This is a genomic window from Shewanella sp. DW31, from assembly GCF_015767295.1.
Classification (GTDB): Bacteria; Pseudomonadota; Gammaproteobacteria; order Enterobacterales; family Shewanellaceae; genus Shewanella; species Shewanella oncorhynchi.
In genome coordinates this window covers 18,740-31,582 of record NZ_JADWMP020000003.1, presented here as the reverse complement: position 1 = coordinate 31,582, position 12,843 = coordinate 18,740, and the positions used below count along the sequence as shown (strand labels likewise).

Sequence of the window (12,843 nt, the reverse complement as noted above, 5' to 3'; positions counted from 1 at the left end):
AATAGCAAAAGGGACTCTATTTGAGTCCCTTGCTATTGAAATACAATATAAAAGTAAAAATATGCCACGAATTAAAATATGGCGTACTAAATACAATTAGTTACATAAACGCCAATATTAGCGCGAGGGTAAAGTGCCATCAAATACACGTACTTTGATATTCTTTTTCAGGTTATCTTGATCTTGTTGCCATTCTTGCCACTGGGTGAGACTGATACTGAGCTGCAATGAAAAATCAGTAGAAATCCACTGTTTTTGCCCTTGAGTATATTTAGGTGCAGGGACTATGTTACTGGGTCCAACGAAGGATGCAGAACACATAAAGGTTTTGAAATACACTTGGTCAATCGATAAATCGAGGGCGCTGGGCGATGTTAAACATTGGCCACTGCCCGGCTCTTGATACGAGGCAAATTGGTACAGGATTGCCGGTGTATTATTGGTACTATCAGGAACTGAAGCAGTTTGATGGCAAGATAAACAGCTACTTAATGCATTATCCGCAGGGCCATTTAGGCGCCCATTACACCCTAAGTGTCCCGCATTGGTGTGCTCATTCAAACGGCCAACGACCTCTTGAAATACGGCGCTATCCTTAAGCCCTGTGATTGGGTTTTGAGGGAATGCTGCCGCTCCCACTGTTGCTGGCGGCGTGTCATTCCCCCACATTAATCCCAGAGGTGAAATACGATCCCAAGGATTTTTCTCTTTCGCTTTAAACTGACCATCGGCGACAAAAGTGCCATAGGCCCAGCCCACGGGTGAACGGCTGTCGCGCACTGCAATATCAAACTGCAATAAGTACACATCGGCAACAGAGCGCGGGCATTGCTCTGTTTCCTGTTGGAAACTACAGGCACTGCCATCGGCGTTTTTACATACACAGAAATCACTGGCACTGATATTGGCTTGCCAAACAGGTACATTTTCAAGGAAAGGATAGTTATTAGGCGTTGCGGTAGTGAACAGTAACTTGCCAATCACACTGCCTTCATTAAATGCAAAATTTTGCTGGGGCATCACAGGTGATGGTGCCCCCGTCCATACCTTGCCAATGCTGTTTGCCGCCTGAGGATTATAAAAACCCACCGCCCACATAGTGGTTTTAAGGGAGCCTTGGCCTTTTATCTCCATAGTAACGGGGGCTTCTCGGGTCAAGCCATGGATAAATTCCCGCCCACTCATGGGATCATAGGTCTGATAGGGAATATGGTACCAAGAGCGCACCTTGTTATTACACAGATCCCAGTCTTTACTGACATCGCCTTTGTCGATGTTTCCCTCTTGGATGTACTTCATCACAGCCCAGAGGTATTGCTCAGCTTGGGTATTTTTATCACTTTCACTCAGATTTTTATCGAAGGGATTGAATTTAAGCCAAGGTGCAGCGCTATCTGGTTTAGCACTCGAATAAGCATCACTGAGGCTAAAAATAGGCCCCTTCCAGCCAGAATAAGCTTGGTTGATAATGACTTGATTGTCCCACATGCCTGTTTTTGCAAAAGCAGGATCTTGGAAGTAACTTGGATAGGCTCCAGTACAGGTTGAGTTTGCATTAGATGTAATGTTCGTCGATTGTTTATCTGCAGCTTTTACGTTGACTGCTGTCAATGAACAAACGGTGAGCAGAAGTATGGCGGTAATGTTGAGTTTCATAATATCGTCCTTGAAGAGTATTAGTCCTAAAAACTCCCTTTGTGAGCCCAAAACTAACAACGGCTCGAATTAAGCATAGACTAATTTTTAACATCTTCTGTAAAGCTTAACGATTCACATATTAAGGATATAAAAAAGGCCGTTTAGTATGACTAAACGGCCGAAACATATTACTTATTGGACTAGCCGTCCAAGCTATTTCTCAACTTCTTGCCCACGCGTCTTCCACAGCGAATACAAGACACCTAAGACTAACAGACCAAAAGTCACACCAAGGGACACTGCTGTTGGGATAGTAAAGTCCACTATTCCCTCGTGATTGAAATACACTAAACCCACTTTCACCCCAATAAATACTAATACCACTGACAGCGCATATTTAAGGTATTCGAAACGGTGCACCATAGCAGCCAACGCAAAATACAAAGCACGTAGCCCCAGAATCGCGAAGATATTCGAGGTATAAACGATGAAAGGATCTTGGGTAATCGCAAAAATAGCTGGAATACTGTCGACTGCAAACACCAAATCCGCGGTTTCCACTAAGATCAACGCCAAGAATAACGGCGTCGCCCACCATCCTTTTGTTAACTGATGATCTTCGCCACGTACCCAGAATTTTTCTTTATGCAGCGTTGGCGTAAAACGCATCTTAGTGCGTAACCATTTATAAAACTTATTATCTTGGATATCACCGTGCTCATCGTTTGAGAAGAGCATTTTCACGCCAGTGAAAATCAAGAAGAGTCCAAATAACACAAGTACACCTTGATACTGGGCAACAAGCACGGCACCAAGACCGATCATAATGGCGCGCAACACTATTACGCCCATAATGCCCCAGAAGAGCACTCTATGTTGGTATAAACGTGGGATACCTAAGCTACTGAAGATTAACGCGATAACAAATACGTTATCCATAGACAGTGATTTTTCAATCAGATAGCCCGTTAGGTATTCCATACCGGCAGTTGAACCCTTGTACCACCAGAGCCAGGCCCCAAACAATAAGCCCATACAGATATAAAAGGCTGAAAGTTTTAAACTTTCAGCCACGGTAATTTCATGCTGCTCCTTGTGCAATACGCCAAGGTCAAAGGCTAATAACGCCAGCACAAAACCGAAAAACATTAACCAAACCCAAAGCGGGTAACCCACAAATAGGGTGGTAAAAAACTCCATAAGTCTCCTTAGTAACACATAACGACTGATCTAAATCAGTAAAGTTGAGCAGATAGACATTAACTCATTGTAGAAATATAAACTGTGAAATCTTATATGAAAAATGCAACTATCAAGATTAAAATTCTTTTACAATCAATATGATTATGGTGCTTATTTATACTTATGCTTCGAATAAGTGTACTTCTCAATCACAGCGCTTCCCTGAGAAAATCATCTAACCCACCCATTCGTGACATTCCTTTAGATAGCAGCCTCGAACAAGCGCGTAGATGCTCTACCAATAATGCAAAATTGCTATCAATCATAAAACTTACACTATCCATTAAACGACGAACTACAGCGAAATCAAGGCTAAAGCCGCTAAGATAAAACTGCCACAGTTGAATTATGGCCACTATTTAGCACTCATTTCTTAACTGAAAATGAATTAATTTAACCGCTTAGTATTGCTATAGCGAGCCTTAAAGAACGGCTAAAAATGTTAGTTATACAAAATATTCATCACTTTCAAGACCCTTGGCTGTTCCATATCATCCGAGTGTGATTAACTGCTGCAACAGCGCTGTCTTTTAGCGATCAAAAGCGCCGCGATAATCACAAATAATGAAAAATAATTAATAAAATTCATTACGATAAAATGAATCATTAGCTGCTCGGCGCATAAAGTGCCAGCAATGGGAGTCTTAAGTGTCAATAGAACAAAACCCGCCGCACGCAATGCAGGGCCCACAAGGCTCACCCCCAGCTGAAATGCTATTTGGGCATCCTAAAGGCTTATTTGTCTGCTTTTTTACCGAAATGTGGGAACGCTTCTCTTTCTACGGTATGAAAGCATTACTATTTCTTTACCTGATTAAATATCATCTATTTACCGATGAATTTGGTTACAACGTGATTGGTGCTTACGGAGCCTTAGTGTATGCCATGCCCGTAGTGGGTGGCTTATTGGCCGACCGCTATATCGGCATGCGTAAAGCGGTGATCTTTGGTGGTATTTTATTGGTGCTCGGCCACTTAGGTATGGCCTTTGAAGGCCATCAAGCGGTTATCGTTGCGGGTGAAGTTCAACGGGATGAACAAGCGCTGCAAGTATTCTATTTATCCCTCGCCTTAATCATTGTCGGTGTGGGCTTTTTAAAACCCAATATTTCCACCATAGTCGGTCAGCTTTATCCTAAATCATCCGCTAAGCGAGATTCTGGTTTTACCATTTTCTACGCGGGCATCAACTTAGGCGCCACCTTAGCCCCGCTAATTTGCGCTTATTTAGGTGAAACCTATGGCTGGAAGTACGGTTTTGGTTTGGCAGGTTTGGGGATGTTAGCGGGTTTATTGGTGTTTATTCGTGGCAAAAAACATCTGCAAGGCTTCGCCGAACCCAGAGATCCTGCGCGGATTTTAAAGAAAACCGCCGGCATAACGACAGAACAATGGATTTACTTAAGCGCAATTGGCAGCGTAATCATAGTCTGGGGGTTAATTCAAACCCACTCCCTCGTACTTTCGATTAGCAGTTTATTACCCGCAGTGAGCCCAGTGATTTGGTTCTTGCACTCAGTATCACTAGTGCTTGCCCTTGGTATTGGCTGGTTCATGGTGAAACATTGTAATCCGATTGAACGTCAACAGATGTCGGCTTTGCTGCTTTTCATCGTTGCGGGTTTGGTCTTCTTTGGTTTATATGAGCAGACCTATGGCTCTTGGGTAGCATTTTCGGACCGTGTGATGGACCGTAACATGTTCGGCCTCGAATGGAGTGCCGGACAATTGACCTTCCTCGGCGCCTTCTTTGTGATCAGTTTGTCGCCTATCTTCGCTTGGCTGTGGCCTGCCCTCGCCCGTAGAAATTGCGACCTAAGTAAACCAGTTAAAACCGCACTCGGTATTTTGTTCGCGGGTTTATCCTTTATGGTACTTGTGCTCGGGATCCAGATGCCGCTAAGCAGTGGCTTAGTGAGTATTTGGTTCTTAGTCGCGGCTTATTTTGTATTAGAAATCGGGGAGTTATTGTTGTCGCCCATAGGCTTATCTGCCGTGACTCAGCTTTCGGTAAAGCGTGTACTCAGCCTGATGATGGGTGCTTGGTTCCTCGGCACTTCATACTCTGAAATCTTAGCCGCCGAATTAAATAAACTGGCAGCAATTGATACCCAAGGCGGCGTGATAAGTGACGTACCGAGTGCAATGGCGCTATACGAGCAACTGTTTATCTTCTCGGCGCAAATTGGCGTGGTGATGGCATTAGTCTTCTTTGCCCTTGCGCCATTAATGAAAAAAATGATGCACGAGAAAACGGCTACTCACTCAGTTTAAGCACACAAACAAAAAGTCGGTTGACTTACTTTCGCCCTCTGAGGCGACGGTAAGCCAAGACGATAAGGTGCAAAGCAAGTAACCCCGTAAAAGCCGCGCAGAAAAACAGTAATGCAATCGAGTTTACATCCCTAGGTGCATCACGATAAAGCCACCACCACAGCGGCCAGCCGATGGCCGATAAAGCCGTAAGCTGCCACATACAGCGTTTGCAGCGACCAATCTTTTGCCTGAAAATTGACGTTTTACAATCACCGCAACTCATAAATCCCCAATACCATGATGGCAATATATCTAAAACTAAAGCGACACTTTAAGCCTTGCCATCCCTTGATTAATAGAGACGAGCGCACGATAACCTAAATCTCGTTTAGCTGCGCTGATATCAAAATAATGGCTGCAGGATAACTGCCGTGCAACAAAACGCGTCATCATGGGCTCTTCTTGCTTCTTTAGGAGGTAATGTACACTTTCCAATACTGCGCCTGCTACATAGGCGACAGATTGAGGCACACGCTTAGTCACTGGCGGTAAAGCATCGCAGGCCAAAATCAGATTGATCATCTCGGCCATAGTGATGGGTTCATCATTACTCAGAAAATAAGCTTTCCCTTGACACTTAGGCTTTGCTTGGCAAAGTTCCAGCGCCGCCAACACATGGGCATAGGCAGCGTTATCTATGTAGATGGTATCGACTAGCTTATCTTCGCGGCCAACCAGTTTAAGCTTACCTAAACGCCCGCGCGACAATACCCGAGGCACTAGATGGGGATCGCCAGGACCCCATATCAGATGCGGCCTGAGTGCGACGGTTTTTAACGCATAGGGTGCAGTGGCTTGAATCGTCACTTGGCTAGATACTTGGGTCACATCAGGATTTTCAAGTGGCATGTCACCCACTTGATTGGCATCGAGCATCATCTTTTCAGCGATGGCTTTAGAGTGGGCATAATGATTCAGGAATCTTGTAGCATAGGGAGTAGACTCATCAATACCCGATTCATCCTGCCCTGCAAAGGTCACACTCGGGGTACTGGTATAAACTAACTTACCTATTTTTAATGCCTTACAAGCGGCAATCACATTGGCAGCGCCCTTCACATTCGGACAAAAATAGCTGTCTCTGTCCCCCCAAACACCCGCTTTAGACGCCACATGGAATACGATATCGCAGCCTTGCATCGCCTGTTGCAGCAGATCTTTATTGACTAAATCCCCTTGCAGCATGACTACGCCCAGCGCTTCAAGTTCGGGATAATGCCCACGCGCAAAACCTGTGACCTTAATGCCCGCGGCTAACAATCTCAGGCAAATCGCTTTACCTAAAAATCCCCCCGCCCCCGTGACAAAGGCGTGTCGCACCTTAAGCGCGAGCTGCGCGAGTGCAGTTTGTTCAGCCGCATCAAATTGGGCAAGCGTCGTGCTCTTGATTGGGTCTTTCGTCATTAAGGGTATCCATTTCAGCACATTTACACGAACTTAAAGTCGGTGTAATAAGTTTAAAATAAGCACAAGGGCTTAAAAATAAGCGAGTTTGTTCAAATGAACACAGAATATAACGTAAAAAATGCAGGAAAAAGCCGTGGAGTTTTAAATCAACCTTTCGTTTGTGATTGTGCCCAAACAGCTAATTTTTCTCTAAAAATCTTGGCATTATGCCGCACATCCACAGGGAAATCAGGATGAATAAGAAACCGCCTTATACCCTGAGTCTGCGTAAATTGCTCGGCAATGGCGATCAAATCTTGGTACAACTGCTGACTCTTATTGCACACCAATGACTGGTCGAGTTCGATACAAATTAACGGCTCTATCTCGTTCGCCACTTTCACTCCCACTAAAGCGGAGCGCTTCACATTGGGATGCGTATTAAAAATGCGCTCGCAGGGAATGGAATAATAACGTTTAGCAAACAATCCGTTAAGGGTAGCGTCGACTCTGTGGGCCTTACGACCACACATCCACAGAAGACCTTGATCATCAAGATACCCCAAATCGCCCATGCGGTGTCTAACGGTATTGGTTGCCGAGTCCCAAATCTTGGCCGCCGCAGTCGCGCGTTTGCCTTGGCTTTCGTTTTGGCTAGCGTGCTGACTATTGTTTAGATAATAGGACTGACTCACCATAGGCCCCTGCACGACTATCTCGCCGATTTCACCGTTATTCAGCTGTAAGGCATCATCCCACTCGGGAATAACCTCTTCGCTGATAGCAATAATGCGAATCGTCACTCCATCGATAGCGCGACCGACACAGATACCACCGCCATTATCTGTGGTGTCAGTCGTGGCAAATAACGCATCGCTAGCAATCATACTAATAGGCAAAGATTCGGTTGCGCCGTAGGAATTTAAAATCGGCACACCTTGGCTCAGCATCTTACTAAAACGGGCGATGGAGGCAATGGTGGCTGGCGCACCCGCGGAAATCACCCGCTGTACGCTGGGCAGTTTATGCTGTTTTTGTTCACCTGCGCGGCCTAAACGTTCGAGCAAAGCAGGATTAACAAAAATATTACTGCATTGATATTTCTCAATCGCGGCAAATAGAAATTCAGGATTAGCAGTAATAGGTTTGCTGGCATCCATTTCTGGAACGATAGACGCCATGCCAAGTGCGGGACCAAAGAGTGAAAACAGCGGAAAAGTGGCTAAATCGCGCTCGCCATGGCAAATGCCATAATCGTTTTTTAGCGCTTGAATTTGTGCCTCAAACATACCATGGCTATACACCACCCCCTTAGGCGTGCCAGTGCTGCCACTGGTAAATAAAATCGCCGCTATCTCATCAGATTTAAGCATCACCATGGGATATTCAGACTTTGAAGCAGAAGATTGTACTGAGGTGCTTTGCAGCAGAGTCGATAAACTTATCGCACCAGTACCGATACGGATTAACTTTGCCGCTAAGCCTGTTTTGTCGTCATCAACATTGAGTAATGACTTAATACTGCCCTTTCCCCAACCAAATAGACGTCTAGCAATATGAGCCTTGGGAATACCGATAAAGGCATCGGGCGCGGCTTCAGCAAAACACTGTTTAAGATTGCGGATCCCCATGCCGGGATCAACTAGGATAGGAATAATCCCCGCTTTAAACAGCGCAAAAGTAAGTGCAAAAAAATCCAAACTCGGCGTGACCATAAGCACAGCCTTCATGCCGCGCTTAATGCCATGGGCGTTCAGCGCAAAGGCTATCGCATCGCTTTGTCTATCTAGATTAAGAAAGTCCAACTCGCTGTAACGCAAATTCGCCACAGAAGCGCCCTGAGCGCTTTGTACTGCTACCGCAAGATGATGGGGAATGGCATGGGCGGCTTGCTTGAGATGACGACAAATATTGGCATCATTGACCGTTGCTGACGCAGAAGTGCCCGTTAAAAGTGACGTTTCCAACGGCGTCACTAAAGGAGCAACCAAAGGAGCCACTTCAGTCTCAAGCAAGGTCGACATTAACCTGCGGCCTGTTCGGACGGCGCCGATTCTACGTGGTCGTCAGCCATAAAATCTTTGATATGGGCAATCACTTCATCGCTGGCATCTTCCAAAATGTAGTGACCACAATCGGCAAATTCGTGCACTGTCGCATGGGGCATGTGCTGACGCCATTTTGCTAAAAAGTGCTTATCGAATACAAAGTCCTTGAGACCCCAGCAAATCAGGGTCGGCACTTTAGCAAATTTAGGTAAACTCGCAGCAATATCAGAGACTAATTGATAATTTCTATCGCCTTCACGCAGTGGAATATCCTGCACAAAACGCAGCGTCGAAATGCGATTGGCCCAAGAGTTAAACGGCGCGACATACGCCTCGCGAATGTATTTCGACATCGGCTGGCGCTTAACACCCACATAGGAAGCAATAGACGAAAAGGCATTAAAACCGCGTACCAACACTGTGCCTAACAGGGTATTACGACAAATCCACAGCGGCCAAGGGAATGGTTTAGTCTCGGGCAAATGGAAAGCGCCCGTGTTCAATATCACTAGGCGTTTAATGCGCTCAGGATAACGCGCCGCATAACCCATACCTATCATGCCACCCCAGTCGTGTACGACTAAGGTAATGTTTTCTTTCACATTCAGGCTATCGAGCAGGGCTTCGAGATCATCGATACGGTTCTTAAGGGTATAGTCATAACCACTGTCGTCTGGCTTATCCGACAGGCCACAGCCGATATGATCCGGCACTATGCATTGGTGAGTGTCTTTTAAGGCGCTAACAAGATTGCGGTAGTAAAACGACCAGCTAGGATTGCCGTGAACCATCACCACAGGTTCACCTTGACCCTCGTTGATATAATGTAGCTTGTTGCCATTACGGCTAAGAAAATGACGTTTAAAAGGCAACAGAGTGTCTAACATGACGCTTCCTATCTTGATTCTTTATGAGAGCGAATAACGGGTTATGTACAGCTGGCTTAGCTTATCGACTGAACTAAAGACTGAGCTATCAACTGAATCATGGACTTACTGGGTTGACTCGAATGTATGCCAGCCATCAAGCAAAGGCGTGAAAAGGTGCACTGCACCCTACCACTTAATACCTAACATCATGCAATTCAATCCACTGCCTATGCCTAAAAAGCTCACTTGATCGCCCGCTTGTAAAAAGCCTTGATCGTGCGCCATCGCAGCGGTCACAGGTAACGACACTGTGCCCATATTGCCCAGTAGCTGATACGTTGGAAATTCTTTTTCGGGGGGAATATTGAGCGCGCTAAGCACTTGCTTACGGTTTGAGGCGCCCACTTGATGGCAAATTACTTTGTCCACTTGCTCCACCAGCCAATTACGCTGTTCAAGGAAATGCTCCCAAGTGTGTTTAGCCAGCTCAACGCCTTCTTTGAGAAGCGTCACCGCATCGGTACGCATAAACTCGCGATACAGATTGTGCCCCACTTCCTGCAGACCCCATTGACACAACTGATGATGCTCAGGCGCCGATAAGTGCGATGCACCCAACAATTGATGCTGACGCACATTTGTCAGCGGCAAGCTGCCATCGGTAAGGATCACCGCCACGGCACCAGAGCCACCGGTTAAGGTCGCCAGTGACTGGGCAAAATTCTGCATGGTCGGATCGGCCAACATGTTATCGATAGTGACATCGACAATATCCCGCGCCGACTCACAGGACACCACCATACCCGCCTTGATTTGACCCAACTCAATACGGTTTGCGATATCTAAAATGCCCGATAACACCCCAAGGCAAGCATTGCTGATATCGTAAATCGCAGTGTCTTTTGACACCCCCAATTCGGCAGCAATACGACACGCGGTCGCGGGCTCATGTTGATCTCGGCACACGCCGGTATAGACAACAGCACCTAAATCGGCGACATCAATCCCAGTTTCAACCATGGCTTTACGGGCAGCTTTAATCGCACCGTCGGACAATTGATGTCCTTTTGGCCACCAGCGGCGTTCGGTAATCCCAGTCAATGCGGCAAGCTGTCCCATAGGAATACGGAACTTTTGATACAAAGGAGCAAGACGAGACTCTAGCTCACTACTGGAAACCACAACAGGCGCCAGTTCATAGGCCAGGCTATTAATAAATACGCGGGAATATTTCATGAAACTGTTTTATTCGCTCACTAGAATGACTGACCAGCAGGTCAGCTTTCAGTTGTTATTCGTCATTAATGCGACATTTGAACAAGAAAAGCCCGATGATTCAATAAAAAACCATCTTGAGTGTAAGACTTGTCTCACAGCGCAGGTTCCAAACACGACGGCCCTGAATTCACTATCACTAAACTTAAATGCGCTAATATAGAAATAATTCATAAAAAACATCACAGTACAGCATATTTTTAGACGCGCAAAATTATACCGCCATTTTTTGCGCTAAAATCAGCGTATTTCTTGGTGTAACGCTGTTTGCACAAAATTCACCCACGCAAACACCATATCCTTGTTCCTGCAAAAAACAAGCGCGATCTAAGATGAGCCACTGCTCCAGTGCGCTGCGGAATAAATGCGCGACTAAATCGATACGGCGAGTTAATTGTTGTCTTTGTCGCCCAACGTCAAGCCAAGCTTCAAAATCCCTGTTTTTCGCAAGATTAACGGCCTTAGTCTCGGCCGCCCACAGGCAAAAATCCGTAAAACTGCCGCTCAATTGACTCTGTTTTAACGAGGGTAAAGGCAAATATTCGTCTATTTGTCGACATTCACGTTGCAGTGCATCAAAGCCTAAACGCCACGCGATTTCTTGATGGCGTAGCGCCTGCTGTTTGGGATTAGCGATCACACTCTGCTGCAGCGGTAACTGTAAATCATGGCGACTGAGCTTTAGGCTGCTCTGCTGAGCAAGAATGGATAACGGCTGATAATGGCTCGCTTGAATTAAATGATAACAGCAGGGAGAAATCGCCAATGCCTGCGTGCCCGCCTCGGCTGCTAGCGTTAACAGCCGAACATGCAAATCTCCGCAGGCATGCAAAGCAACCGCTTGCTGCTGAGCGGTTAAGGGGTTAGTTGTTAACGGATTCGCTGCTGAGGGATGTTCAACTGGTGTTTCGACAGTGGCTATAGCCCTGTGCTCAGCGCCAATAGCAAAGGCATCGGCGCAAATAAAAGTCTGCGATAACTGCCACTTATCAGCAAAGGCCTGCCCTGCTTCACACAGCGGCGCTTGCCATTCTAAACTCACCACTTCGGCGCCGCGAGCTTTAGCGATCAAGCGGCCCAAATGCCCTTTACCCGCACACCATTCCAGCACAGGTAAATTAAGCTGCGGTAAATGCTGCACAAAGGCGGTAATTTGCTGCCATTTTCGGCCTTTAATGTGAGCACTAAAGTGCGCCTCATCATCAAAGGACAAACCGCGGTCCTGCGCTTTATCTACCTTTGTGGTATCGGTAATCCCAATATCAGCAATGGCAGTGGTGAGCAATGACAAGTCCCAATATTGGCCTAATGCCCTAAGATCGTGACTTAATGCCGGTGACAGTGCCTTGACCAGCAAAGATTGTTCGGCATCGAGTCCATCAAGCTCATCATCAGCCAGCGCCCACACAGCTTCGGCCAACTGCGGAAAATCCTGTGCCCAAGGTAAAGCGTTCACTTCAAATGCACGCACTTGCCACAGGGCTGCACTCTGCTCAAGCAGTTGATTAATTTCGCTAAATCGCTGTGAGTAAGTAAGTTGTCGCTGCAGGTTATCTTGGTTCACGTCATGCCCAGTGTAAAAAATACTTGTCTCACCTTAGGCCAAGGGAATGCGCCCTAAAGATGACTTTATGCGAAAAAATGTTAGTATCGCGGCCTTTAAACACTCAACCATATCGTTAACTGAATACACGCGTTAGCGAGCATAGGTTAACGAACTTTGATTAACTGGCTTCGGTTAACTGGCTTCGGTTAACTAGCTTCTATTAACTAGCATCGGTTAACTAGCCATAAGGCTCCAAAGGACACCTATGCTTTCACCTTGCGTCGCACGCTGCGGTTTAAATGACGAAGACTACTGCATGGGCTGCTTTCGACATATCGATGAAATCGTCAGTTGGCGTACGAGCAGCGAAGCACAACAAGCAGCCATTTGTCAGCAACTTCCCGCCCGTAAAGCTTTATTTGAAGGCAGTGAAAATCAGCATATTTTAAGTCGTGATAAATGGTTAGCTGCCGAGGCGCGTTTAACCGACAAGGACTAAACCCCATCCGCTAACGCCACCCTC

Annotated in this window: 10 protein-coding genes; 2 read left to right on the top strand and 8 right to left on the bottom strand. The window is 46.2% G+C overall.

The genetic code is table 11. The features are described 5' to 3' along the window. Window positions 1-117: 117 nt before the first annotated feature. Together GWI56_RS03650 and GWI56_RS03645 are read right to left on the bottom strand one after the other, a co-directional pair. On the bottom strand, window positions 118-1,656 hold the full coding sequence (locus GWI56_RS03650) for a hypothetical protein (protein ID WP_198572166.1): 1,539 nt from the start codon (window positions 1,654-1,656) through the stop codon (window positions 118-120). A gap of 195 nt (window positions 1,657-1,851) precedes the next feature. After that, window positions 1,852-2,838: a TerC family protein gene (locus tag GWI56_RS03645; protein WP_131525740.1), complete on the bottom strand. Its 987-nt coding sequence runs from the start codon at window positions 2,836-2,838 to the stop codon at window positions 1,852-1,854. A 690-nt stretch (window positions 2,839-3,528) separates the two neighbouring features. On the opposite strand from GWI56_RS03645, the gene GWI56_RS03640 reads away from it, so the two are divergent. Then, on the top strand, window positions 3,529-5,154 hold the full coding sequence (locus tag GWI56_RS03640; RefSeq protein WP_198572165.1) for a peptide MFS transporter: 1,626 nt from the start codon (window positions 3,529-3,531) through the stop codon (window positions 5,152-5,154). Window positions 5,155-5,179: 25 nt separating this feature from the next. Here the strand turns inward: GWI56_RS03640 and GWI56_RS03635 are convergent, their stop codons facing one another. The 6 genes from GWI56_RS03635 to GWI56_RS03610 form a co-directional block, all read right to left on the bottom strand. After that, window positions 5,180-5,419, bottom strand: a complete 240-nt coding sequence (locus GWI56_RS03635) for a DUF3624 domain-containing protein (protein ID WP_105249662.1) — start codon at window positions 5,417-5,419, stop codon at window positions 5,180-5,182. Window positions 5,420-5,454: 35 nt separating this feature from the next. Beyond that, window positions 5,455-6,600 (bottom strand): 2-alkyl-3-oxoalkanoate reductase, encoded by a 1,146-nt coding sequence (gene oleD / locus GWI56_RS03630; RefSeq protein WP_198572164.1) that lies wholly within the window; start codon window positions 6,598-6,600, stop codon window positions 5,455-5,457. A 149-nt stretch (window positions 6,601-6,749) separates the two neighbouring features. Continuing rightward, window positions 6,750-8,606, bottom strand: a complete 1,857-nt coding sequence (gene oleC / locus GWI56_RS03625; protein ID WP_198572163.1) for an olefin beta-lactone synthetase — start codon at window positions 8,604-8,606, stop codon at window positions 6,750-6,752. Then, a complete protein-coding gene (locus GWI56_RS03620) occupies window positions 8,606-9,517 on the bottom strand; it encodes an alpha/beta fold hydrolase (RefSeq protein WP_198572162.1) in 912 nt (303 codons plus the stop codon). The genes oleC and GWI56_RS03620 overlap by 1 nt, the downstream gene beginning before the upstream one ends. A 168-nt stretch (window positions 9,518-9,685) precedes the next feature. Continuing rightward, complete coding sequence (locus tag GWI56_RS03615) at window positions 9,686-10,735, bottom strand: 3-oxoacyl-ACP synthase III (RefSeq protein WP_028760522.1); 1,050 nt, start codon at window positions 10,733-10,735, stop codon at window positions 9,686-9,688. 253 nt (window positions 10,736-10,988) lie between these two features. Continuing rightward, window positions 10,989-12,338, bottom strand: coding sequence for a methyltransferase (locus tag GWI56_RS03610; RefSeq protein ID WP_198572161.1), 1,350 nt, complete (start codon window positions 12,336-12,338; stop codon window positions 10,989-10,991). Window positions 12,339-12,585: 247 nt separating this feature from the next. Here GWI56_RS03610 and GWI56_RS03605 point away from each other — a divergent pair, with 247 nt between their 5' ends. Further along, on the top strand, window positions 12,586-12,819 hold the full coding sequence (locus tag GWI56_RS03605; RefSeq protein ID WP_006085323.1) for a DUF1289 domain-containing protein: 234 nt from the start codon (window positions 12,586-12,588) through the stop codon (window positions 12,817-12,819). The last annotated feature ends 24 nt before the right edge of the window (window positions 12,820-12,843 follow it).